Source organism: Stenotrophomonas sp. GQ19 (assembly GCF_059758695.1).
Genome location: NZ_JCAXES010000007.1, coordinates 181,224 through 204,118, shown reverse-complemented (window position 1 = coordinate 204,118; position 22,895 = coordinate 181,224). Strand labels below are relative to the sequence as shown.

The 22,895-nt window shown below is 68.2% G+C and carries 20 protein-coding genes; 10 read left to right on the top strand and 10 right to left on the bottom strand.

Going from position 1 to position 22,895, the window contains the following annotated elements:
• Positions 1–74: 74 nt before the first annotated feature.
• From AC6CHL_RS14480 to hglS, 4 genes are all read left to right on the top strand, one after another.
• A complete protein-coding gene (locus AC6CHL_RS14480) occupies positions 75–488 on the top strand; it encodes a hypothetical protein (protein WP_498294998.1) in 414 nt (137 codons plus the stop codon).
• Positions 489–536: 48 nt separating this feature from the next.
• Entirely contained in the window at positions 537–1,286 is a 750-nt protein-coding gene (locus AC6CHL_RS14475) for an HAD family hydrolase (protein ID WP_498294996.1), read from the top strand.
• A 31-nt stretch (positions 1,287–1,317) separates the two neighbouring features.
• On the top strand, positions 1,318–1,866 hold the full coding sequence (locus AC6CHL_RS14470) for a hypothetical protein (protein WP_498294994.1): 549 nt from the start codon (positions 1,318–1,320) through the stop codon (positions 1,864–1,866).
• Positions 1,867–2,146: 280 nt separating this feature from the next.
• Entirely contained in the window at positions 2,147–3,508 is a 1,362-nt protein-coding gene (gene hglS / locus AC6CHL_RS14465) for a 2-oxoadipate dioxygenase/decarboxylase HglS (RefSeq protein WP_498294992.1), read from the top strand.
• Positions 3,509–4,989: 1,481 nt separating this feature from the next.
• On the opposite strand, the gene scpC is transcribed toward hglS, so the two are convergent.
• The gene (gene scpC / locus AC6CHL_RS14460; RefSeq protein ID WP_498294991.1) at positions 4,990–6,504 is read right to left on the bottom strand and encodes a succinyl-CoA:acetate CoA-transferase ScpC; all 1,515 of its coding nucleotides are present in this window, start codon (positions 6,502–6,504) and stop codon (positions 4,990–4,992) included.
• Between the two features lie 554 nt (positions 6,505–7,058).
• On the opposite strand from scpC, the gene glnE reads away from it, so the two are divergent.
• Entirely contained in the window at positions 7,059–9,881 is a 2,823-nt protein-coding gene (gene glnE, locus AC6CHL_RS14455; protein WP_498294989.1) for a bifunctional [glutamate--ammonia ligase]-adenylyl-L-tyrosine phosphorylase/[glutamate--ammonia-ligase] adenylyltransferase, read from the top strand.
• 134 nt (positions 9,882–10,015) lie between these two features.
• Here glnE and AC6CHL_RS14450 read toward each other — a convergent pair whose 3' ends face one another.
• The 6 genes from AC6CHL_RS14450 to AC6CHL_RS14425 form a co-directional block, all read right to left on the bottom strand.
• On the bottom strand, positions 10,016–10,642 hold the full coding sequence (locus AC6CHL_RS14450; protein ID WP_498294988.1) for a hypothetical protein: 627 nt from the start codon (positions 10,640–10,642) through the stop codon (positions 10,016–10,018).
• A gap of 59 nt (positions 10,643–10,701) precedes the next feature.
• Positions 10,702–11,256: a queuosine precursor transporter gene (locus AC6CHL_RS14445; RefSeq protein ID WP_038690846.1), complete on the bottom strand. Its 555-nt coding sequence runs from the start codon at positions 11,254–11,256 to the stop codon at positions 10,702–10,704.
• 76 nt (positions 11,257–11,332) lie between these two features.
• Complete coding sequence (locus AC6CHL_RS14440; RefSeq protein ID WP_498294986.1) at positions 11,333–11,848, bottom strand: hypothetical protein; 516 nt, start codon at positions 11,846–11,848, stop codon at positions 11,333–11,335.
• 37 nt (positions 11,849–11,885) lie between these two features.
• The gene (locus AC6CHL_RS14435) at positions 11,886–12,404 is read right to left on the bottom strand and encodes a hypothetical protein (protein ID WP_038690842.1); all 519 of its coding nucleotides are present in this window, start codon (positions 12,402–12,404) and stop codon (positions 11,886–11,888) included.
• A 68-nt stretch (positions 12,405–12,472) separates the two neighbouring features.
• The gene (locus tag AC6CHL_RS14430) at positions 12,473–13,336 is read right to left on the bottom strand and encodes a DUF2145 domain-containing protein (RefSeq protein ID WP_428710799.1); all 864 of its coding nucleotides are present in this window, start codon (positions 13,334–13,336) and stop codon (positions 12,473–12,475) included.
• Positions 13,337–13,373: 37 nt separating this feature from the next.
• The gene (locus tag AC6CHL_RS14425) at positions 13,374–14,342 is read right to left on the bottom strand and encodes a mitochondrial fission ELM1 family protein (RefSeq protein ID WP_498294984.1); all 969 of its coding nucleotides are present in this window, start codon (positions 14,340–14,342) and stop codon (positions 13,374–13,376) included.
• 130 nt (positions 14,343–14,472) lie between these two features.
• On the opposite strand from AC6CHL_RS14425, the gene AC6CHL_RS14420 reads away from it, so the two are divergent.
• From AC6CHL_RS14420 to AC6CHL_RS14410, 3 genes are all read left to right on the top strand, one after another.
• A complete protein-coding gene (locus AC6CHL_RS14420; RefSeq protein WP_038690839.1) occupies positions 14,473–15,063 on the top strand; it encodes a malonic semialdehyde reductase in 591 nt (196 codons plus the stop codon).
• Positions 15,064–15,152: 89 nt separating this feature from the next.
• Entirely contained in the window at positions 15,153–15,860 is a 708-nt protein-coding gene (locus AC6CHL_RS14415; RefSeq protein ID WP_137191224.1) for a YceI family protein, read from the top strand.
• Positions 15,861–16,127: 267 nt separating this feature from the next.
• Positions 16,128–16,931: a hypothetical protein gene (locus AC6CHL_RS14410; protein ID WP_498294982.1), complete on the top strand. Its 804-nt coding sequence runs from the start codon at positions 16,128–16,130 to the stop codon at positions 16,929–16,931.
• Positions 16,932–17,084: 153 nt separating this feature from the next.
• Here the strand turns inward: AC6CHL_RS14410 and AC6CHL_RS14405 are convergent, their stop codons facing one another.
• The gene (locus AC6CHL_RS14405; protein WP_448135153.1) at positions 17,085–17,522 is read right to left on the bottom strand and encodes a hypothetical protein; all 438 of its coding nucleotides are present in this window, start codon (positions 17,520–17,522) and stop codon (positions 17,085–17,087) included.
• Between the two features lie 231 nt (positions 17,523–17,753).
• On the opposite strand from AC6CHL_RS14405, the gene AC6CHL_RS14400 reads away from it, so the two are divergent.
• A complete protein-coding gene (locus AC6CHL_RS14400) occupies positions 17,754–18,230 on the top strand; it encodes a hypothetical protein (RefSeq protein WP_498294980.1) in 477 nt (158 codons plus the stop codon).
• A gap of 80 nt (positions 18,231–18,310) precedes the next feature.
• Here AC6CHL_RS14400 and AC6CHL_RS14395 read toward each other — a convergent pair whose 3' ends face one another.
• Complete coding sequence (locus AC6CHL_RS14395) at positions 18,311–19,108, bottom strand: siderophore-interacting protein (RefSeq protein WP_313246081.1); 798 nt, start codon at positions 19,106–19,108, stop codon at positions 18,311–18,313.
• Between the two features lie 102 nt (positions 19,109–19,210).
• Positions 19,211–19,714: a PadR family transcriptional regulator gene (locus tag AC6CHL_RS14390; RefSeq protein ID WP_141058573.1), complete on the bottom strand. Its 504-nt coding sequence runs from the start codon at positions 19,712–19,714 to the stop codon at positions 19,211–19,213.
• A 459-nt stretch (positions 19,715–20,173) separates the two neighbouring features.
• Between AC6CHL_RS14390 and aceE the strand changes: the two genes are divergently transcribed.
• Positions 20,174–22,861: a pyruvate dehydrogenase (acetyl-transferring), homodimeric type gene (gene aceE, locus AC6CHL_RS14385; RefSeq protein WP_159495571.1), complete on the top strand. Its 2,688-nt coding sequence runs from the start codon at positions 20,174–20,176 to the stop codon at positions 22,859–22,861.
• Positions 22,862–22,895: the final 34 nt, after the last annotated feature.

Below are 22,895 nucleotides of genomic sequence, written 5' to 3'. Positions count from 1 at the left end.
AACACCGCTGGACACCGGTGAACGGCAGTGAGGGGTTGGGCGGCTTCGGCCGCCCTTTTTTTATGATGGACAGCATGGATCATCCCGGCCGCCGGCCTCCCTTCGACGTCTACCTGCCCGTTCCGGGCGAACCGCCGCCGCAGCGGGTGTCGCACCTGGCACCCGGCGAAGTGGTGGTGGTGACCGGTGCCTCCCCGGGCGGCTGCGCCGAATCGATCGTCTTCGACGACCACGGCCCGCGCTGGGCCAACGCGGCCCTGCAACAGGTGCTGGGCGAGCTCAACACCCGCGGCCTGCCATTCCAGCACCAGCCGCATGATCCCGAAGGCCCGGCCGCGCTCATGGCGTGGTGGCAGGAGACCGGGCAGCTGGCCAGCAGCTACCGCCAATTCAGCTGGCAGGGTCCGGGCCAGTGGCTGCTCACCCGCATCGAGCTGCCGCAGCTTGGCGTGCTGGGCTGGGACGGCCCGCGGCCGTTCGGCCAGTGAGCCGATGATGTCATTGGGCTGGCGCGGCGCTGTTGCTATCCTTGCCCGATGATGACCTCCTCGCCCGCGCCCACCGGCGCCATCGGCCTGGTCGGTTTTGACGGTGACGACACGCTGTGGAAGAGCGAAGACTATTACCGCAAGGCCGAGCAGGATTACCTCGACATCCTGTCGCGCTACATCGACGTGCACGACACCCAGACCGCACGCCACCTGCTGGAAGTGCAGCAGCGCAATCTCGGCGTGTTCGGCTACGGGGTGAAGGGCATGACCCTGTCGATGGTCGAAGCGGCCATCGAGATCACCCAGCAGATGATCACCGCACGCGACCTGCAGCAGATCCTGGATATCGGCCATGACACCCTGCGCCACCCGGTCGAGCTGATCGACGGCGTGCGCGAGTCGGTGACCGAGATCGCGCGTGACTACCCGGTAGTGCTGATCACCAAGGGCGACCTGTTCCACCAGGAGGCCAAGATCAAGCTGGCCAACCTGCGCGACCTGTTCCCGCGCATCGAGATCGTGTCCGAGAAAGACCCGGAAACCTACGCGCGCGTGCTGGAAGAATTCGATCTGCCGATCGAGCGCTTCTGCATGGTCGGCAACTCGCTGCGCTCGGACATCGAACCGGTGATCACCCTGGGCGGCTGGGGCATCCACACCCCGTACGCGGTGACCTGGGCGCATGAAACCCAGCACGGCGTGGCCGACGACGAGCCGCGCATGGTCGACGCCCCGACCGCCTTCGACTGGCCGCAGGCCCTGCGCGCCATCGAAGCCAAGGCAACGCAGGCCTGACCGGCATGCAGCGCTGCGGCGGTGTCGTCCCATGACCCTGCGCACGGTGCTGGTGCTGCTGGTGCTGATGCTGCCGTGGGCGGCATCGGCGCAGCAGACCGCGGAGAAGTCCGAAGCCTATGTCGTCGATACCGGCGATGCCTGGGTGGACGCCCAGCTGCAGGACATCAACCACTACGCCGAACGCTACCCGGACAGTTTCCTGGACGAGGTGGCGCGTTATGCGGGCGTATCGCGCGGCTACATCGCCGCGCTGATGTACACCCACGGCTGGCAGGCCGGTGACATCTACTTCGCCTGTTTCTGGGCACACGCCATCGAGCGCGGGTGCCGCGACAGCGTGCAGGCCTGGAGCCGTGCGGTGCCGGAAGAGGGCCAGCCCAAGCGCTGGGAGGACGTGGTGGCCGCGCTGCCGGTCACGCCGACCCACCTGCACTGGCGCGCGCTGCGCCACGCCATCGTGGCCAGCCACGACCATTGGGACCGCCCGATCAAGCTTGACGCCACCCTGCAGCGCCAGCTCGGCGACCGCGCCCAGCGACAGCGTGCGGCGAGCAATCCCACGCCTTCCGGGCGCTAGATCTCTGCGCACGCCCGCACGGGGTAGAGCCACCCCATGGGTGGCTGCACGGATCCGCGCCCGCCCGCACCGGTGGCTGCACGGATCTGCGCACGCCCGCACGGGGTAGAGCCACCCCATGGGTGGCTGCACGGAATGCCATGGTCGCGAAGGGCAGCCACCCATGGGGTGGCTCTACCCGCAACGCCCCTTTGCTGCTGTGCAGATCGCGGTAACCCCCGCGCTCGGCGACAATGCGCGATTGCTGCACCTTCCCCCGTGATCCGTTGCCGAGTACGTAATGAGCGCCGACCGTTTCGTTTCACCCGACGATATCCGCAGCCTGTTCGCCCAGGCCATGTCCACCATGTACCGCACCGAGGTGCCGTTGTACGGCACGCTGGTGGACCTGGTGGCCGAGATCAACGATGCCGTGCTCACCGCCAACCCGGCACTGGCCGAGCAGCTGGACCGCACCGACGAACGCACCCGCCTGGACCAGGAGCGCCACGGCGCCATCCGCGTGGGCACCGCCGAGGAACTGGCCACGCTGGGCCGCCTGTTCGCGGTGATGGGCATGCACCCGGTGGGTTATTACGACCTGTCGGTGGCCGGCGTGCCGGTGCACTCCACTGCGTTCCGCCCGCGCACCGCCAAGGCGCTGGCGCACAATCCGTTCCGGGTGTTCACCTCGCTGCTGCGGCTGGAGTTGATCGAAGACGCCGCGCTGCGTGACGAATCGGCGCGCATCCTGGCCCGGCGCCGCATCTTCACCGACACCGCGCTGGCCCTGATCGACCAGGCCGAGCGCGACGGTGGCCTCCGCCAGGAAGACGCCCGCCGCTTCGTCATCGAATCGCTGGAGACGTTCCGCTGGCACGGCGATGCCACCGTGTCGCTGGCCACCTACCACGCGCTGCACGATGCGCACCGCCTGATTGCCGACGTGGTCAGCTTCCGTGGCCCGCACATCAACCATCTCACCCCGCGCACGCTGGACATCGACGCCGCCCAGGCCGCCATGCTCGCGCGCGGCATCGACGCCAAGGCCGTGGTTGAAGGCCCGCCGCCGCGTCGCTGCCCGATCCTGCTGCGCCAGACCAGCTTCAAGGCGCTGCAGGAAACGGTGCACTTTCCGTCTGGCGAGGCGGCCGATGCCGGCACCCACACCGCGCGTTTCGGCGAGATCGAACAGCGTGGCCTGGCACTGACGCCCAAGGGCCGCGCGCTGTACGACCAGCTGCTGGCCCAGGCACGCGACAGTGGCGGTGCCGGCAGCACCGGGCAGGACTACCCGACCCGCTTGGCCGCCGCGTTCACCGCGTTCCCGGACGACCACGCCACCCTGCGCCGCGAGGGCCTGGGCTATTACCGCTACGCCCTCACCGACGCCGGCCGCGCCGATCCGGCTGCCATCGGCGACCTGCCGGCCGAGGCCCTGATCGCCGCCGGTCTGGCCAGCGCCGACCCGATCGTCTACGAGGATTTCCTGCCGGTCAGTGCCGCGGGCATCTTCCAGTCCAACCTGGGCGGTGAAGAGCAGCGCGCGTATGCCGCCCACGCCAACCGTGAGGCATTCGAGCAGGCGCTGGGCATGCAGGTGGAAGACGAATTTGCAATTTACGAACGCCTGCAGGCCGAATCGCTGGCGACGCTGCGTTAGGGTCGCATCCCGATCGACCGCCGTGGCATCTGCCGCGTTCGGTGATGGCATGACGCTGGCCGGGGAAGGCGTTTGCTGCGTTCCGGGGTCATGCGTTACCGGATGCTGATCGGTTCACGGCGGTCGTTTGGGAACCGACCCTACCGCTGTGACCCGCGCCTTTCGCGGGAGGGGCAGCACGCGTGGTGTGCGCGACGCCAAGGTAGGGTCGCATCCCGATCGACCGCCGTGGCATCTGCCGCGTTCGGTGATGGCATGACCTTGGCCGGGGAGGGCATTTGCTGCGCTCCGGGGTCATGCGTTACCGGATGCTGATCGGTTCACGGCGGTCGTTTGGGAACCGACCCTACCGCTGTGACCCGCGCCTTCCGCGGGAGGGGCAGCACGGGTGGTATGCGCGACGCCAAGGTAGGGTCGCATCCCGATCGACCGCCGTGGCATCTGCCGCGTTCGGTGATGGCATGACGCTGGCCGGGGAAGGCGTTTGCTGCGTTCCGGGGTCATGCGTTACCGGATGCTGATCGGTTCACGGCGGTCGTTTGGGAACCGACCCTACCGCTGTGACCCGCGCCTTCCGCGGGAGGGGCAGCACGCGTGGTATGCGCGACGCCAAGGTAGGGTCGCATCCCGATCGACCGCCGTGGCAGCTGCCGCGTTCGGTGATGGCATGACGCTGGCCGGGGAAGGCGTTTGCTGCGTTCCGGGGTCATGCGTTACCGGATGCTGATCGGTTCACGGCGGTCGTTTGGGAACCGACTCTACCGCTGTGACCCGCGCCTTTCGCGGGAGGGGCAGCACGGGTGGTATGCGCGACGCCAAGGTAGGGTCGCATCCCGATCGACCGCCGTGGCATCTGCCGCGTTCGGTGATGGCATGACCTTGGCCGGGGAGGGCATTTGCTGCGCTCCGGGGTCATGCGTTACCGGACGCTGATCGTTTCACGGCGGTCGTTTGGGAACCGACCCTACCGCTGTGACCCGCGCCTTCCGCGGGAGGGGCAGCACGCGTGGTATGCGCGACGCCAAGGTAGGGTCGCATCCCGATCGACCGCCGTGGCATCTGCCGCGTTCGGTGATGGCATGACCTTGGCCGGGGAGGGCATTTGCTGCGCTCCGGGGTCATGCGTTACCGGACGCTGATCGTTTCACGGCGGTCGTTTGGGAACCGACCCTACCGCTGTGACCCGCGCCTTCCGCGGGAGGGGCAGCACGCGTGGTATGCGCGACGCCAAGGTAGGGTCGCATCCCGATCGACCGCCGTGGCATCTGCCGCGTTCGGTGATGGCATGACCTTGTCCGGGGAGGGCATTTGCTGCGCTCCGGGGTCATGCGTTACCGGACGCTGATCGTTTCACGGCAGTCGTTTGGGAACCGACCCTACCGGCAGTATCGCGCCAAGGAGGGGGCGCTTCGTTCCGACATGCGGATGCAACCGATGCAGTGCATAAAGAAAAAGCCGGGCATTTGCCCGGCCTTTCTGGATCACGCCTTCATCGTGCCCGTATCCAACCACCGCTGGTGCCACGACAACGCTTCGGGCAGCAGATGCGGGGTGTGCTTGCCGTAACTGTCGCGGCTGGCGCGGTCGAAGTAATCGTTCAACTGATCGCGGAAATCAGGATGCGCGCAGGTGTCGATCACCACCCGCGCGCGCTTGCGCGGGGTCAGCCCGCGCAGGTCGGCCAGGCCCTGTTCGGTCACGATCACCGACACGTCGTGCTCGGTGTGGTCCACGTGGCTCACCATCGGCACGATCGCCGAGATGCTGCCGTTCTTCGCCGTCGAAGGACTCAGGAACGCGGACAGGAAACCGTTGCGCGCGAAATCGCCCGAGCCGCCAATGCCGTTCATGATCCGCGTGCCCATCACATGGGTGGAATTGACGTTGCCGTACAGGTCCGCTTCGATCATCCCGTTCATGCCGATGCAGCCCAGGCGGCGCACCAGTTCCGGATGGTTCGAGATTTCCTGCGTGCGCATGATGATGCGCTCGCGGTAGAAATCGATGTTCGCCTTGAAGGTCTCATTGGCCTGCGGGCTCAGCGCGAACCCGGTGCACGAGGCGTAGCTCAGCACTCCGTCGCGCAGCAGGTCCAGCATGCCGTCCTGGATGACCTCGGTGAACGCGGCCAGATCGCGGAAGCCGCTCTTGGCCAGCCCGGCCAGCACCGCGTTGGGAATGTTGCCCACGCCGCTCTGCAGCGGCAGCAGGTTGGCCGGCAGCCGGCCCTTGGCCACTTCGTGCTTCAGGAAGTCGATCAGGTGCGCGGCGATCTGCTCGCTGGTGGCGTCGATCGGGCTGAACGGGCTGTTGCGGTCCGGGCCGTTGGTGCGCACCACCGCCACGATCTTGTCCGGGTCGCAGCGCAGCGAGGTCTCGCCGATGCGGTCGTTGGCGTGCACCAGCGGAATCGGCTTGCGGTGCGGCGGCAGCGCCGTGCCGTAGTAGATGTCGTGCATGCCGTCCACGCCGGCCGGCTGCCACTCGTTGACCTCGATGATCACCTTCTTGGCCAGATCCAGCCAGGTCTTGTTGTTGCCCACCGACGTGGACGGGACCAGCGAGCCGTCCTCGCGGATCGCCGACACTTCCACCACGGCCGTGTCGATGTCGCCATAGAACCCGAACCACACATGCTGGGCCACGTGGCTGAGGTGGATGTCGATGTAATCCAGCTTGCCCGCGTTGATGCGGTTGCGCGCATCCGGGTCGCTCTGGAACGGCATGCGCATGGCGATGCCGTCGGCCTTGGCCAGCGCACCGTCCAGCTCCGGGGCAGTGGACGCGCCGGTCATCAGACTGATCTGGAAGGGCAGCCCCTGGCCATGCACCGCCTCGATGCGCTGGGCCAGCGCCACCGGCACCGCCTTGGGATAACCTGAACCGGTAAAGCCGCTCATGGCGACGGTTTCACCCGGCTGGATCAGGGCGGCGGCAGCTTCAGCGGATACAACGCGGTCACGCAGACGCGCGTTGGCAATGCGATCGACAGACATGACGACAACGTTTCTGGGGGGATCTGCATTATCGGCGATCCACGTCGAACGGGGTGTGCGACCAAGGTGGGATGGCGCTCCGGGCTATCGGCACCCCCTGTTCAGTTTTGCAAGGACTTCTGTACCCGCAAGTATTGTTTTGCAGTGCAGCGTGCAACTTTTCCGAGGACCCTAGAAGATCGACCTGCATCCCGACGTGGGGGAGGGAGCAGAGCCCGCTGGCAGTTCGCTGCAAGCGGGCTTTTTATTGCCTGAAATTCGGGAATGGCGCCCCGTAGAGCCGGGCTCTGCCCGGCTGCTCTACGCTCTAACGTCATGAACGCCCGACCCAAGCCGGGCAGAGCCCGGCGCTACGGACGCTCCACGGCCGCAGACACGTCAGGGGCCGACACACCCACCCGGTAGGGTCGGATCCCCATCGACCGCCGACCCAGCCCATCACCGCGGCGAACGCATGACCTCGGCCGAAGAATGCCGGACGCAGGTATCGCCACCGTCCCGTTTCGCGCACCCGGCAATACGTAGGCGCCCCCAGCGCCCTGCATAATCCCTGCATGCCGATTCCCGCCGACGCTGTCCCCGCCGCCCTCGTTCCCCTCGTCGACCGCGCCCTGGCGCGCCTGTCCCTGTCGCTGGCCGACAGCGGCAGCTGGCCACCGCCGCCCGAGGTTCTGGACCAGGTACGCCTGCTGGCCATCACCAGCGATTTCGCCATCGACACCCTGTGCCGCCAACCGGCGCTGCTGGCCCACCTCATCCAGCCCGGCTGTCCCCCGCTGGCGCGCCCCGAGCTGGACCCCCAGCACCCCAGCGACTGGCCGCAGCGCCTGCGCCGCTACCGCACTGCCGCCTCCACCCGGCTGATCTGGCGCGACCTGGCCGGGCTCGACGACGTGCCCGCCACCCTGGCCGGCGCCACCGCCTTGGCCGAAGACTGCCTGGGCATCGGCCTGGCCGCGCTCGAGCAGGAATTTGCCACCCGCCACGGCGTGGTCCGCGCCGCCGACGGCAGCGCCCAGCAGCTGGTGGTGTTCGGGCTGGGCAAGCTGGGCGGCGGCGAACTCAATTTCAGCTCCGACGTCGACCTGGTCTACGCCTACCCGCAAGGCGGTGAATCCGACGGCGCGCGCCCGCTGGCCGCCGAGGAATACTTCGCCCGGCTCGGCCAGCGCCTGGCGCGGCTGCTGGACGAAACCACCGTGGACGGCTTCAGCCACCGCGTCGACCTGCGCCTGCGCCCGTTCGGCAGTGCCGGCCGGGTAGCGCTGTCGTTCGCCGGCATGGACCAGTACTTCCAGCGCGAAGGCCGCGACTGGGAACGCTACGCCTGGCTCAAGGCGCGCGCGGTGGCCGGCGACATCGCCGCCGGTGAAGCGTGGCTGCAGACCCTGCGCCCGTTCGTGTACCGCCGCTACCTCGATTTCACCGCGCTCGATGGCCTGCGCGAGATGAAGGCGGCGATCACCGCCGAAGTCTCGCGCCGGGAAATGTTCGACGACATCAAACGCGGCCCCGGCGGCATCCGCGAAATTGAATTCCTGTGCCAGGCCCTGCAGCTGATCCGCGGCGGCCGCGAGGCCAGCCTGCGCGAACGCCGCCTGCTGCATGCGCTGCCCGCGCTGGTGGCCTGTGGGCAGATGGCCGCGCAGGACGGTGAGGACCTGCTGCACGCGTACGGCTTCCTGCGCCGGCTGGAAAACCGCCTGCAGATGCTGCGCGATGCGCAGACCCACGCGCTGCCTACCGACCCCACCGACCGCCTGCGCATCGCCACCGGCCTGGGCTACCCCGACTGGGACGCGCTGATCGCCGCGCTCGACGCGCAACGCACCCGGGTCAGCACCGAATTCGGCGCACTGCTGGCCCCACGCAAGGGCCAGGCCGCGCCCGATGCGCTGTCCAACTACTGGCGCGGCCTGCCCGACAACGGCAGCGCCGAGATCCTCGCCGACGCCGGCTTCCACGACCCGCACAGCGCCGACCAGTCGCTGCGCGATTTCGCCCAGTCGCTGGGCGTGAAGTCGCTGTCCGACAGCGCCCGCGCGCGCCTGGACCGCGTGTTGCCGGCGCTGCTGCACGCCGCCACCCGTTCGCCCCAGCCCGACGCCGCGCTCAAGCGCGTGCTCGGCCTGCTGCAGGCCATCCTGCGCCGCACCAGCTACCTGGCGCTGCTGGACGAACAGCCCAGCGCGCTGGCGCGGCTGGTGGACGTACTGGCGCGCAGCGCGTTGCTGGCCGAACGGCTGGCCGCCTACCCGCTGCTGCTGGACGAGCTGTTGGACGTACGCGTGTCCGGGCCGATGCCCGACGCCGACGCGATGCAGGCCGAGTGCGATGCCGCGCTGGCCGTGGACGACCCCGAAGCGGCGCTGCGCCTGCTCAACGAAACCCGCCTTGCCCTGAGTTTCCGCATGGCGCTGGCCACCCTCGACGGCCGCCAGCGCGCCGTGGACAGCACCCGCCAGCTGGCCGAGCTGGCTCAGGCAGTGGTGGTGACCGTGCATGCCATGGCCGCTGCCGACATGCACGCCGCCCACGGCGGCATTCCCGGCGGGCGGTTTGCGATCATCGGCTACGGCAGCCTGGGGGGGCTGGAACTGGGCTTTGGATCGGACCTGGACCTGGTGTTCCTGCACGACCACCCGGCTGACCAGGACAGCAGCGACGGCAAGCGCCCGCTCGATCCGGGCCGCTGGTATGCACGCCTGGCACAGAAGGTGATGGCCCTGCTGGGCGCGGTCACCGCCGCGGGTCGGCTCTACGACATCGACGTGCGCCTGCGCCCGGACGGCGGCAAGGGCGCGCTGGTGTCCTCGCTGGCCAGCTACACCGAGTACCAGCGTGAGCGCGCCTGGACTTGGGAACACCAGGCATTGGTACGCGCACGCGGCATCGCCGGCGACGCCACTCTGCTGGCCGATTTCGAACGCGTGCGCGCGCAGACACTCGCCCGCCCCCGCGATGCCGACGTGCTCTACGCCGACGTCATAAAAATGCGCGCACGCATGCGCACCGAACTGGACCGCAGCGACGCCGCGCGGCTGGACCTGAAGCAGGGCGCCGGTGGCATTGTCGACCTCGAATTCCTGCTGCAGACCGGCGTCCTCGACAGCGCCGGCGCGCACCCGCAGGTACTGGAACCGCGCGACACCCCGCGCCTGATCGACGCCCTGGCCAGCATCGCCTGGCTACCCGGCGGCACCCGCCAGGGCCTGCATGACGCGCACGCCGCGCTGCTGGACGTCGGCCTGGCCTGCACCCTCGACCGCCGCCCGCGCCTGGCCGCGCCCACACCCGCACTCGAAGAAGCCCGCGCGGTCATCAGCGCCGCCTGCGACGCAGCCGGCCTCCCGTTCCAGACCCCGCACCCCGCGTAGCGCCGGGCGCTGCCCGGCCGGCATCAGGTCCCCGCGTAGAGCCGGGCTCTGCCCGGCTGCTCTTCGCCCGGCACCGCGCAGCCACCCATGGGGTGGCTCTACCTCGGCACTGCGCAGCCACCCATGGGGTGGCGCTACCCCGGCAACACGCGCTGCACCAGGGCCCGGTCGCGTTCGCCACGGCGCAGGATCGCGCGGCGTTGCAGCGCGTCGTGCAGCCGGGGGTCGTCGGCCGCCAGGCCATTGCGGTGGGCGATGTACAGCACCGTCTGCAGCGGCCACGCGTAGAACGCGCTGTGCGCCACCACGTCGTCGATCAGCGCCACCGGCACCGTGCGCCAGGCCAACGCGCGCGTCAGCGCGGCATCGGCCAGGCGGTCGACCAGCTGCTGGGCCAACGCATCCGCATCGTGGGTACCGGCCCGCACGATCACGCCGCTGTGGCCGGCGAAGTCGGGCATGCCGCCGGCCGTGGACATCACCGCCATCAGCATGTCCGGGTTGGGCAACGCCGAAGCGGTGCCATCGGCCCACGTCCTGCAGAACGCCAATGCCGTGGGGCAGTGCACGGTCAACGTTGCCGCCCAGCCCCCTGCCGCACGCAGCGGGTACAGCCCGGCGCTGGCCAGTTCGGTCTTCCCCTCACGCACCACCCAGTCCAGCCCGCGCGTACGCACGCCGGTGCAGGTGGCAGCACGCTCGGCCATGCGTACGCGCACCTGGCGCTCCACGGCACTCTTGTAGGTGGCATCGGTTTCCATGGCCACAGCCTGCTGCACCCACGTGTGCACTGTCCAGCCAGTGCACGGCCGCCGCGGGGTTACGCCGCGCGCGGCGCCATCTTCCACAGCAACGCGCGGAACGGCGCCAGCAGAAACACGCCGATGGTCAGCTTCACCGCCAGGTCGCCCGCGGCCCAGCTCACCCACGGCAAGCTGGAGCCGGCAAACGCGATGCTCCAGAAGATCGTCGTGTCCAGCGTGGCGCTACAGGTGGTGGCCACCATCGGCGCGCGCCACCAGTGCCCGCGGCGCAGCCGGTCGAACACGGTGATGTCCAGCAGCTGCGCGGCAATGAAGGCCAGGCACGAGGCCACCGCGATGCGCGGCGTGGCGATCCAGATCGACAACACCACCGCCAGCGCGAACCCGGCCCAGGCCACCTTGCGCGCGGCCTGCGGCCCGAAGCGCCGGTTGATCAGGTTGCTCACCAGGAACGCCACCGGGTAGCTGAAGGCGCCCCAGGTCAGCCAGTCGTTGATCGGGTACTGCACCAGCACGTTGCTGCCCAGCACCACCGCGCCCATGGCCAGCACCGCCAGCAACAGCGCGCGCGGGGTCAACGGGGCAAAGGTGATCGAAGGACGCACAGACATGGCGCACCGGGGGAAGTCAGGGAAGCGGCGGATTATCCGGGCTTGGGCGGCGCGGGGCCACCCCGGGCCGGTTCATCTAGAAGCGTTCGCTCATGCTGGTGGCCGCCGCGGTGGTCGTCGGCAGGAACGCCAGCGCCGCGCCGTTGGCGTTGGCGACGGTCCAGCCGGCACCGGCCGGGGTCGGTTTGAAGTCCAGCACGTCGCCCACCTTCACGCCGGCGGCGGGGTTGTCGGCACGGGCCGGCCATTCCACCACCGCCAGATCCTGCGGCGCCTCCGGGTTGCGCAGGTCCACCCGGTAGCCGCCATCGGGCTGCTGGACCACGCGTTCCACGGTGAGCGGCGGCAGCGGGCCGGCTTTCTTCGCGGCGGCCCGGGCGGCCCGGTTGTGCGGCATCGAGGCGTCGTGCAGCTCACTGACCCCCAGCGCGCTCAACCACACCGGCGCGGTGATCACCGCCAGGCTCACCACCGAGGTGGCCAGCACGCTGCTGGTCACCGGCGAGGCGCGGCTCAGGTCCTGCGCCGACGCGGGCAGGCCGGTGGCCAGCAGTGCCACCGCCAGCAAAGAGAGTGCAACCGTTCGTTTCATGCCGCCATTCCTCAGGTGAACAACCCGCGCACTGCGCTTACCAGCGCGCACTCGGCTGCGCCGCGTCGGGGTCGGTAGGCAGGAACGCCAGCGTGGTGCCCTGCGCGTTGGCCACGTTCCAGCCGGCGCCGCCCTCGGTGGGGGTGAAGGCCAGCACGTCGCCCACGGCCACGGCGGTTACCGGGCTGTCGGCCTGGTTCGGCCACTGCAGCACGGCCAGGTCGTCGGGCGCCTGCGGGTTCTGCAGGGCCAGCTGGATGCCGCCATCGGCGGTGTGCTCCACTTTTTCCACGGTCAGCGGCGGCAACGGCTGGGCCTTGCGGGCTTTGGCAGCGCGGCTGCGCCGGGCCGACCCGTCGCTGGCCTTGCTCACCCCGGCCGAGACCATCCAGATCGGCGCGGTGATCACGACCACGCTCACGATCGAGGTCACGATGACGCTGCTGGCCACCGGGTGCTTGTTCCCCGTCAACATCTGCGCCGAGGCGGGCAGGCTGGTGGCGCACAGCGCAACGGCCAGCAGTGGCGAAACGGCAAGGCGGGCAATCCGTGTCATCGGCGTTTCCTTGGGGGCATCCCTGTAAGGCCGGCAGTATGCCTGCAATCGTGCTGCCCGCAGCTGACTCACGGCTTGGGCGCGGTAATGCCGTCCACCGCCACGTGCGCGATCGGCAGTTCCATCTGCAGCGCCTTCTGCTGCTGCACGAAGTCGAACACCGACTCCACCGTCACCACCGAGTAGTTGCCCGAGATGCGCTCGCTGGCCGGGTGGTCGGTGACCGCCGCATTGGGCACGAAGAAGCGTGCGCCCAAGCGCTTGGCCACGCCGATGTGCAGCGTGCTGGGCCGGTAGTGGTGCTGCTTCAGCCAGTCCTGCACCTGGGTGCGGTTGACGATGAGCGTGCCGTCTTCGTTCTGCGCCAATGCAGCCGCCAGCACTTCCAGTATCCATTGGTTGGAGTTCTGGTATTCGGTACTGAACGGGTAGGCCACCACGCTGTAGCGTGCCTCGTGCAGTGCGCGCGCCTGGATGGCGGGCTGGGTCAGCATCGTCTTCAACGTCGCGCGCAGCGCCGGCGTGGGCACGCCGATGCGCAGGTCGGTATGCGCGGACGTTTCGCCAATGAAGGTGGCCACACCTTCGCGGAACAGGTGCGACTGCGCCGTCTTGCACGGATTGAGCAGGTGCACCGCGCGCCACTGGCCGTCGTCTTCGCGCAGCAGGAACGCCACGTGGCTGTGGCGCAACCCGTACTTGCTCAGGTCCTGGCCGCCGCGTGCCACCAGCACCACGTCCACGCCCTCCAGCGCATCCAACGCGTCGGTGGTGGCCAGCGCCACATCGAACATCGATGCCAGCGCAGCCGGCGTGGGATAGCGTTCCACGCACTGCGGTTCGGCCTGGGCGATGGCGGCGGTGCCCAGCAGCAGCCCGCACAGCACCGCCTGGCGCAGGCGCGTGATCATCGCAGGACGGCGGTCTTCCATGAGGCGTGTTCTCCCACGGCACGGTGCCGCCGGCGCATCATACCGGCAGCAGGCGCGCCTGTACTTCGGCGGCAATGCGCGTGGTTTCGCGCAGCGGCGTGATGCGCCCGTCGGTGTGCCAGTCGAGCCAGCGCGGTTGCAACCGACCGCGTTCGCGCAGCGCCTCTTGGAACTGCGCCAGCCGTGCCTGCGCCTGGTCGGCCAGCGCCACCGCCACCGGCATGCGCGTGGCGCACGCCTCGGACAGCAGGTTCACCGAATCCGGCGACACCACCACGCGGTTGGCCCAGCCCAGCAGCCCCGCATACGGATTGACGCCGTCGCCGCCGTCGCCCCAGATCACATGCGGAACATCGGCGAAGGCACTGCGCAGCGCGCCCACCAGCGCCGGCGGCGTGCGCCGCGACGTGGTGGCCAGCAGGCTGCCGCCTTCGGCACGCAGCTGCGCGGCCAACTGCTGGAACACCTGCACCATGTGCGGCTCGTGCCACGGCGCGTGCGGGGTAGGGCCACCCACCAGCAATGCGGTGCGTGGGCCGGGCAACGCGCCGAAGGCAGCGAACGCGGCGCGCCCCCAGGCCAGCCAGTCATCGTTGACCGGGTTCAGGCTGCCCAGCAGGGTCAGGACGTTGCTGCCGCGCAGGCGATCGTGTTCGGGTACCACCAGCAGGTCCCAGTGCCGCGCGCTGATCCGTGGGTCCAGGATCTGCACCACCTTGGTGCCACCCCGGCGCAGTTCGCGCAGCGCCCCGGCCGCCTGGCGGCCACAGCCAATGGCCAGCTGCGGGTGCGCGGCAGCCAGCTGCTGGAAGGCCGGGCCGAAGCCGCGTGCCGCGCCCGGCAGCCAGCGTGGCGCCAGCCAGCGCCATGGCGCGCGCGGGCTCAGCACCAGCGGTTGATGCGCCCCCAGTTTCAGTGCCGACGCCAGCGCCACCGCCTGCCGCACATTGCCGGCACGGCCGTCAGTGATCGTCCAGGGCGGACTCCATCGTTTCACGTATGGCATTAATTCGTTTCAGTCAGGCTGGGTGTTGCAACTGTCACGACACTCTACACTGCCAGCCTTCGCCCCTCCCACGGTCACCCCGACCGGCCGGCAGGCGACGCCAAGGTTTTCCCCCTTTTCTGGAGGCTCCATGTCCCACGTGCTCAACGATGCTGCGCTTGACCAGCTGTTCCGTACCGCCCGCACCCAGAACGCCTTCCTCGACACGCCCGTCGACGACAGCCAGCTGCAGGCCCTGTACGAACTGCTGAAGTGGGGCCCCACCGCAGCCAACGGCAGCCCGGCGCGCTTTGTGTTCGTGAAGAGCCCGGAAGCCAAGGCCAAGCTCGCCCCGGCGCTGTCTGAAGGCAACCACGACAAGACCCTGGCCGCGCCGGTCACGGTGATCGTCGCCTTCGACGAAGACTTCCACGAAAAGCTGCCCTACCTGTTCCCGCACACCGACGCCAAGGCGTGGTTCGACGGCCCGCGTGAAGCCCGTACCGAAGGCGCATTCCGCAACGGCAGCCTGCAGGGCGCCTACCTGATCCTGGCCGCCCGCGCGCTGGGTCTGGATGCCGGCCCGATGTCCGGCTTCGACAATGCCAAGGTCGACGAAGCCTTCTTCAAGGGCACCGCGATCAAGTCGAATTTCCTGGTCAACTTGGGGTACGGTGATTCTTCGGGCCTGTTCCCGCGGCTGCCCCGCCTGAGCTTCGACGAAGCAGCGCGCATCGCATAAGCGTTTCCGCCAGACCCCGGCCCGTCTGAGCGGACGGGCTGTTTGTCTCACCTTTGTACTTTTCCCTTCGCATTCGAGAGAGACCTGACATGACCATGACCCGCAAACTGCTGTTGCCGCTGGCCCTCACCCTGGCCATCGCCGCCTGCTCCAAGCCGGCCGACGAAGCCGCTGCCCCGGCCGCCGACGCTGCGCCGGCCGCTGCCGCCACCACCCCGGCTGCCGACACCGCTGCTGCCCCGGCCGCCCCGGCTGCTGAAGCCATCCAGATCGCCTCGGGCACCTACAAGCTCGACCCGACCCACACCGACGTGCTGGTCCAGTGGAGCCACTTCGGCTTCTCGCACCCGACCGCCCACTTCGGCGCAGCCGAAGGCACCCTGGTGTATGACGCGGCCGACGTGACCAAGTCCACCGTGGAAGTGAAGCTGCCGCTGACCGGCCTCAACAGCTTCACCGCCAAGTTCGACGAGCACCTGAAGAGCGCCGACTTCTTCGACGCTGCCAAGTTCCCGGCGGCTTCGTTCAAGAGCACCAAGGTGGAAGCCAACGGCACCAACAAGCTCACCGTCACCGGCGACCTGACCATCAAGGACATCACCAAGCCAGTGACCCTGGATGTGACGATCAACGGCGGTGGCGAGCACCCGATGGCCAAGGTGCCGGCCGCCGGCTTCGACGCCACCACCACCATCAAGCGCAGCGATTTCGGCGTGGGCGCGTATGCCCCGAACGTCAGCGATGAAGTGAACATCCGCATCACCACCGAAGCCACCGGCGAAAAGCCGGCTGCTTGATCGGTTGCTGATGTAGAACTGCAGAAAGCCCGCCGAAAGGCGGGCTTTTTGTTTGGGTGGGTGGGGGGCGTGGTCCCGCAGTTGTTTGCGCGGCCCAACCCGGGTAGAGCCGACCGTTGGTCGGCTGCCGTTGCATGACATCGATGCGCCCATTGCCGCGACAGCCGACCAACGGTCGGCTCTACCCCGGTCGTGTCGCAATGCCCCCGGCGGGGCTGATCCGCATCGCCTACACTCCCCCGCTTCACGCACAACAGGAGCACACCCGTGCAAGACGCACAATTCTGGATGATGGAATTCTGGACCGGCCTGAGCCTGCTCGACCTGATGGGCGGCAGCCTCATCGGCACGCTGGTCGGCCTGGGCTTGGGCATCGCCACCTGGCTGGCCATGCACCGCCGCCGCTGGTTCGCCCGCCGCAACCGCTGGCACCATTACACCCTGGCCACCTACGTGGTGCTGCTGCCGCTGCTGTTCGCCTTCACCGGCCTGCAGCTGGGCTTTGCCGCCGGCGCGCAGCGCGCGCTGTACAAGCAGATCGACCATTTCCAGCCGCACCTGCAGACCCTGGTGGCCAGCTGGATGGTGGACTTCGAACAGTCCCTCGACGATCCCGCCCTCGCCACGTTGATGCGCAGCGACGCCACCGTGCACGACGCCACCCGCCAGGTGGTGGACGCCTACCTGGCCGAGCACCCGTTGCCCGGGGCCAGCTACCTGCAGGGCGAAGGCACGCTCACGCGCTGGACCCGCAGCGGGGTCGAACACGTGCGCAGCGCGCTGATGTCGCAATGGGTGGAAGACAGCGTGTCCAAGGAAGTGGCCGGCTACAGCGGCGTGGACAAGAAGGTCTTCCGCGAAGCGCTGGGCATGCGCATGAACGAGCTGCTGCACACCAAAGGCGTCATCCGCCTGCTCAAGGCGCAGCTCACCAGCATGATGCCCGGCATCTATTTCGGCCTGCTGCTGCCGCTGTTGATCATCATGGCGCTGGTGCTGATCGAGGCCGGCCTGGCCAAGCGCTATGGCTGGCGCCGCGTGGCCGCGTCACCACCCTCGGCAACTACGTAAGCAGACTGGCGCCAACCACGGAATCGGACTGCCACCCACCACGTAACCGGACTGTCGCCAACCACGTAACCGGTAGTGCCGGCCGCTGGCCGGCTCCCCAGCCAACCGGCATCACCAGGAGCCGGCCAGCGGCCGGCACTACCGCGGCGCCCTTCAGCCCGCCGCAACCGCCGCGGCCACCTTGCCCAGCCAGGCCGTGGCAAAGTCGGTGGGCAGCCGGCGGGCCGGAGCGGTCAAACCGCCGTCGCGCAGGAAGGCGTGCGTGGCCTGGGCGAAATTCTGCCGGGCAATCAGCGCAGCCTGCTTCACCGTGGCCTGCTGCTTGCGCAGCTGCACGATCTGCAGGCTCGGCTTACCGGGCGCGGCAAACTTCTGATACCGGCGCAGCTCGTCGGCCACCAGGCCGATATCCGCGTTGGCCTGTACCAGCGCCGCCTGCGCCTGGGCCAACGGCACCAGTGCCGCCCGCAGCGGGGCCACGTTGCCGCCCACCGACGGCGCCAGCGCGGTCAGCGCGGCATCCAGGGCGGGGTCGGCGCGCTCGGCGCGGGCGATCAGGTCGGCCAGCGCCGAAGAAGAAACTGCTTGCATGGAAAAGCACCGGCCCAAAACGCGATTGTCGCATTCGCAGCCGGTGCCCGTCGCGGGCGCATTCCAGTCGAGGACCCTCCGGTGCCCTCCGCCGGGTTGCCATCGCCGTGCAGGCGCAGCGCCGCCTCTCGAACGGCCCCCGGCCGCTGGCTGGACAGGCGGTTGTGTATTGCCGGCCGCTGGGCCACTCTCGCCCGGTGCCTGGTCCTGGCCAACAGGGGTATTGCCACGATGAACAACACGGACGTGACGGTCAGCGCCGCGGTGCGCTGGCGCAAGGGGCGCGGGGCCGTCATGGCACTGCTCCTTGCCGGCCTGACAGGCTGCAATTACATCGAATGCGGTGCGTACTACCCGTTCGTGGATGACAAGGAAAAAGCCGCCGAGGTAGTTGCGTGGGCGGACAGCCAGATACTCGGTCGCAACTCGGCCACATTCAAAGTGACCAGCGGGCTATTGGTGGGGCCTGGCGAAAAGCGCGTAGTGGGGCTGCAACAGCCTCCAGGCGGGCTGGCGGGTAGCGAGGTGCGCATTCTGCACGAGCGCCAAGACGGTGTGTCGGCCATCTTCGTCGGCAGGCGCACCCTCAAGGGGCTGCTTGTTACCCGCGGCGCGATGCCCGGCGCCCTACAGGGTATCCCGCTGTCAGGCGCTTCCATTTACGAACGTGGCGGGCGAACGGCCGTCATGTGCTTCCACCAGCGATAGTATCCGGGGCAACGGCCACCAGGCGCTGCCCAAGCGTTCTCCGCTGACCTTGCCTGCGTCAGAAGCCGCCCCGGCCTGGCTCAATCCCCGTCGTGCTCGTCGGCGTGGGCTTTCCAGTAGCCGGTCGACCGGATCCAGTCCTTGGGCACGCCCAGGTGGCCTTCGATGTACTTGCGCATCATCCGCGCCCGGCGCGACTCGGTGGCGATCCAGTAGAACGTATCGCCGTCGGGCTCCTCGAAATCGGTCAGCACGTCTTCCAGCAGCGTGCTGCTGGCCGCATCGAAGCCGTTGCGCTCCAGCCACGACACCCGGATGCGGTCATCGTCCGGCAGTTCCTGGCGGTCACCCGACTCGGGAATTTCGATATACACATCGGCCTGCGCGCCTTCCGGCAGCGTCTCCAGCCAGCGGCCAATCGCCGGCAGCGCGGTTTCATCGCCAATCAGCACGTAGGTGTCGTAGTCCGGTGCGGTCATGTGCGACCCGCGCGGGCCGCCCACCGCGATCGCGTCGCCCGGCTGCGCGTTGGCGGCCCAGCTCGACGCCACGCCATGCCCATGCATGACGAAATCCAGCGCCAGCTCACCGGCCTCCAGGTCCCACCAGCGCGGCGTGTAGTCACGGGCGGGCGAGGGCTGCTGGCCTTCCGGGTAGCGCGGGCCTTCCGGGGTCATCGTGGGCACCACGAACTGCCCCTCGGCATTGGGGAAGAACAGCTTCACGTGGTCGTCGGGCGAGGGCGAATCGAAGCCTTCCAGCGCCGGCCCGCCCACTATCACCCGGCGCATGCACGGGCTGATCTCTTCGGTGCGCAACACCTGCAGCGGGCGGAACTTCACGGTATGACGCAGCAGTTTGTTTTCATGCACAGCCATGGGGAACACCTGTAATCAAATGCGCCGCAGCGCGGCGTAGGGGGAAGACCTGGCTGGCCGGGGCTGGCTGGGTCGAATACGTGGAAGGGGGCAACGGCATGCTCAGCGTCCTTGCCCGCGGATATGGGCGGCGGCGTCACGCAGGGCCTGCGCCACGCTGCTGGCGTTGGTCTCGTTCCAGCGGCCGTGGCACAGGCCCAACGCGGTTTTGAGCTCGCGCAGGGCATCGCGCACGCTCGGCGGCAGATTGGCCTTGGTGATCGTGCGTGCGCTGTCGCGCACCCGGCGCAGCGCCGCGTCCACCTCTTCGCGCTGCGCGGCCAGCTCGGCCGCCCCCAGCGCGCTCAGCTGGTAGCGCTTGCGCCCGCCGTCCTCGATGGCGCCCACCCAGCCGGCCGCCTCGAACTGCGCCAGCACCGGGTAGATCGAGCCCGCGCTGGGCGTGTACACCCGCACGAACATATCGCTGATCAGCTGGATCAACTCGTAGCCATGGCGCGGCTGCTCGCCCAGCAGCGCCAGCATCAGCAGGCGCAGGTCGCCACGGCTGAGCGGGCGTGCGGTCAGCGGGCGGGCAGGGCGGTCGAGGTCACGCGGAGCGGTCATTTCGATATATCGAATGCGATGGCGGAACGATATATCGAAATCTCGCCCGCCGCCAGCAACGGCGCGCGCACGGCAGGCATGCGTTCAGGTGCATCCCGGCTGCGACGGTGCGTGCCTGTGGTGGAACAATTCGCCTCCTCGCCGACACCGCACAGCCCTGCCCGAAGCGCGCACCAGCGCCGCACGTGGCAGCGCCAACCGCCCGCAGCGCCCGCGCCAGCTACATCGGCTTGTCCAGCGCTGTCCTTCTGACCTGCCGGCGTCATCGCGCCCGCCCATGCTTAACGCGCGCGTGGAACCGTGGCGGCGGGCCAAAACCGTGGCCCAAGCTGTCCCCAAGGACACCGCCCCATCGTCCATACGCACCCGTAGCGAAGTAAGCAAACCCTAGGGTGCGCTACACTTTGCGGCTAGAAATCTAAAACAGTCGCGCGCGTGCGTGCGGTCATGGGAGCGCAAATGAACTGGTTGAACGAGGTGCTGAACAACGACCCGAATCCTGTGGAAACCCAGGAATGGATCGAGTCGCTGAAGGCCGTAATTGATGTCGAGGGCCCCGAGCGCGCGCATCAACTGTTGGAAGGCATGGTTGAACTCACCCGTCGTTCGGGCGCGTACCTGCCGTTCTCTCCCACCACCGAATACGTGAACACCATCGCGCCGACCCTGGAGGCCAAGAGCCCGGGCAACGCCGAACTGGAATGGCGCATTCGTTCCATCATCCGCTGGAACGCGATGGCCACCGTGGTGCGCGCCAACCGCAAGCCGGGCGACCTGGGCGGCCACATCGCCAGCTTCGCCTCCGGCGCCACGCTGTATGACGTGGGCTTCAACCACTTCTGGCGCGCCCCCAGCGACAACCACCCCGGCGACTTGCTCTTCATCCAGGGCCACAGCGCCCCGGGCATCTATGCGCGTTCCTTCCTGGAAGGCCGCATCGACGAAGCCCAGCTGGACAAGTTCCGCATGGAAGTGGACGGCGGTGGCCTCTCCAGCTACCCGCACCCGTGGCTGATGCCCGATTACTGGCAGACCCCCACCGTGTCGATGGGCCTGGGCCCGCTGGCCGCCATCTACCAGGCGCAGTTCCTGCGTTACCTGGAAAACCGTGGCCTGATCGAGAAGTCCGACCGCAAGGTGTGGTGCTTCATCGGCGACGGCGAGAGCGATGAGCCGGAAACCCTCGGCGCGATCGCGCTGGCCGGCCGCGAAGGCCTGGACAACCTGATCTTCGTGGTCAACTGCAACCTGCAGCGCCTCGACGGCCCGGTGCGTGGCAACGGCAAGATCATCCAGGAACTGGAAGGTGTCTTCCGTGGCGGCGGCTGGAACGTCATCAAGCTGCTGTGGGGCGGTTACTGGGATGCCCTGCTGGCCAAGGACACCAATGGCGTCCTGCGCAAGCTGATGATGGAAACCGTCGACGGCGAATACCAGAACTGCAAGGCCTTCGGCGGCGCGTATACCCGCGAGCATTTCTTCGGCAAGTACCCGGAGACCGCCGCGATGGTGGCCGGCCTGAGCGACGATGACATCTGGCGCCTCAACCGTGGCGGCCACGACCCGCACAAGGTGTATGCCGCGTACCACGAAGCCGTGAACACCAAGGGCATGCCGACCGTGATCCTGGCCAAGACGGTCAAGGGCTACGGCATGGGCAGCGCAGGCGAAGCACTCAACCCGACCCACCAGACCAAGAAGCTGGACGACGACGCCGTTCGCCACTTCCGCGACCGCTTCAACATCCCGGTGACCGACGCCCAGCTGGCCGACGGCCAGGTGCCGTTCTACCACCCGGGCCCGGATTCGCCGGAAGTGAAGTACCTGCAGGAACGCCGCGCCGCCCTGGGGGGTTACCTGCCGCAGCGCCGTCGCAAGGCCGAAAAGAGCTTCGTGGCGCCCAAACTGGAAAGCTACGAGCGCCTGCTCAAGAGCAGCGGCGAGCGCAGCTACTCCACCACCATGGCCTTCGTGCAGAGCCTGAACATCACCCTGCGCGACAAGGAACTGGGCCCGCACATCGTGCCGATCGTGGCCGACGAAGCCCGTACCTTCGGCATGGAAGGCCTGTTCCGCCAGATCGGCATCTACGCGCCGTTCGGCCAGAAGTACAAGCCGGTCGACGCCGACCAGCTCATGTTCTACCGCGAAGACCAGAGCGGCCAGGTGCTGCAGCAGGGCATCAGCGAGCCGGGCGCCATCGCCTCGTGGATGGCCGCCGGTACCAGCTACTCGGTCAGCAACGTGCCGATGCTGCCGTTCTACATCTACTACAGCATGTTCGGCTTCCAGCGCGTGGGCGACCTTGCCTGGCAGGCCGCCGACATGCGCACCCGTGGCTTCCTGCTGGGCGGCACCGCCGGCCGCACCACGCTGAACGGTGAAGGCCTACAGCACGAAGATGGCTTCAGCCACATCGTGGCCGGTGGCATCCCGAACGTGCGCAGCTATGACCCGACCTTCGGCTTCGAAGTGACGGTGATCCTGCAGCACGGCACCAAGGCCATGATGGAAGATCAGATTGATGAGTACTACTACATCACCCTGATGAACGAAAACTACACCCACCCGGAAATGCCGGAAGGCGCGGCCGACGGCATCGTCAAGGGCATGTACCTGCTCACCGACGCCGGCAAGCCGAAGAAGGGCGAGCTGCGCGTGCAGCTGCTGGGTTCGGGCACCATCCTGCGCGAAGCCATTGCCGCGGCCGAGCTGCTGGACAAGGACTTCGGCGTGACCGCCGACATCTGGAGCTGCCCGAGCTTCAACGAACTGCGCCGCGACGGCTTCGACGTGGAGCGCTACAACCGCTTCCACCCGGAAGGCGAGCAGCGCAAGGCGTTCGTGACCGAGCTGCTGGAAGGTCGCCAGGGTCCGGCCATTGCCGCCACCGACTACGTGCGTGCGTACGCGGACCAGATCCGCTCGTTCGTGCCGATGTCGTACACGGTGCTGGGTACCGATGGCTTCGGCCGTTCGGACACGCGTGCCAACCTGCGTCGCTTCTTCGAGGTTGACCGGTACTACATCGCGCATGCCGCGATTGCGGCGCTGGCTAAGGAAGGGAAGATGACGGCCAAGGATGTGGCTCGGGCTATCAAGCAGTACAAGATTGATCCTGAGAAGGCTAATCCTGTCGGGGTTTGATCGTTGTATATTCAATCTTCGATGTGAGGAGAGG

What these genes read in the sequence shown, in the direction of transcription:
- AC6CHL_RS14480 (WP_498294998.1), top strand. Translation starts at nt 75, where the DNA reads ATGGATCATCCCGGCCGCCGGCCTCCCTTCGACGTCTACCTGCCCGTT.
- AC6CHL_RS14475 (WP_498294996.1), top strand. Translation starts at nt 537, where the DNA reads ATGATGACCTCCTCGCCCGCGCCCACCGGCGCCATCGGCCTGGTCGGT.
- AC6CHL_RS14470 (WP_498294994.1), top strand. Translation starts at nt 1,318, where the DNA reads ATGACCCTGCGCACGGTGCTGGTGCTGCTGGTGCTGATGCTGCCGTGG.
- hglS (WP_498294992.1), top strand. Translation starts at nt 2,147, where the DNA reads ATGAGCGCCGACCGTTTCGTTTCACCCGACGATATCCGCAGCCTGTTC.
- scpC (WP_498294991.1), bottom strand. Translation starts at nt 6,504, where the DNA reads ATGTCTGTCGATCGCATTGCCAACGCGCGTCTGCGTGACCGCGTTGTA.
- glnE (WP_498294989.1), top strand. Translation starts at nt 7,059, where the DNA reads ATGCCGATTCCCGCCGACGCTGTCCCCGCCGCCCTCGTTCCCCTCGTC.
- AC6CHL_RS14450 (WP_498294988.1), bottom strand. Translation starts at nt 10,642, where the DNA reads ATGGAAACCGATGCCACCTACAAGAGTGCCGTGGAGCGCCAGGTGCGC.
- AC6CHL_RS14445 (WP_038690846.1), bottom strand. Translation starts at nt 11,256, where the DNA reads ATGTCTGTGCGTCCTTCGATCACCTTTGCCCCGTTGACCCCGCGCGCG.
- AC6CHL_RS14440 (WP_498294986.1), bottom strand. Translation starts at nt 11,848, where the DNA reads ATGAAACGAACGGTTGCACTCTCTTTGCTGGCGGTGGCACTGCTGGCC.
- AC6CHL_RS14435 (WP_038690842.1), bottom strand. Translation starts at nt 12,404, where the DNA reads ATGACACGGATTGCCCGCCTTGCCGTTTCGCCACTGCTGGCCGTTGCG.
- AC6CHL_RS14430 (WP_428710799.1), bottom strand. Translation starts at nt 13,336, where the DNA reads ATGGAAGACCGCCGTCCTGCGATGATCACGCGCCTGCGCCAGGCGGTG.
- AC6CHL_RS14425 (WP_498294984.1), bottom strand. Translation starts at nt 14,342, where the DNA reads ATGCCATACGTGAAACGATGGAGTCCGCCCTGGACGATCACTGACGGC.
- AC6CHL_RS14420 (WP_038690839.1), top strand. Translation starts at nt 14,473, where the DNA reads ATGTCCCACGTGCTCAACGATGCTGCGCTTGACCAGCTGTTCCGTACC.
- AC6CHL_RS14415 (WP_137191224.1), top strand. Translation starts at nt 15,153, where the DNA reads ATGACCATGACCCGCAAACTGCTGTTGCCGCTGGCCCTCACCCTGGCC.
- AC6CHL_RS14405 (WP_448135153.1), bottom strand. Translation starts at nt 17,522, where the DNA reads ATGCAAGCAGTTTCTTCTTCGGCGCTGGCCGACCTGATCGCCCGCGCC.
- AC6CHL_RS14400 (WP_498294980.1), top strand. Translation starts at nt 17,754, where the DNA reads ATGAACAACACGGACGTGACGGTCAGCGCCGCGGTGCGCTGGCGCAAG.
- AC6CHL_RS14395 (WP_313246081.1), bottom strand. Translation starts at nt 19,108, where the DNA reads ATGGCTGTGCATGAAAACAAACTGCTGCGTCATACCGTGAAGTTCCGC.
- AC6CHL_RS14390 (WP_141058573.1), bottom strand. Translation starts at nt 19,714, where the DNA reads ATGACCGCTCCGCGTGACCTCGACCGCCCTGCCCGCCCGCTGACCGCA.
- aceE (WP_159495571.1), top strand. Translation starts at nt 20,174, where the DNA reads ATGAACTGGTTGAACGAGGTGCTGAACAACGACCCGAATCCTGTGGAA.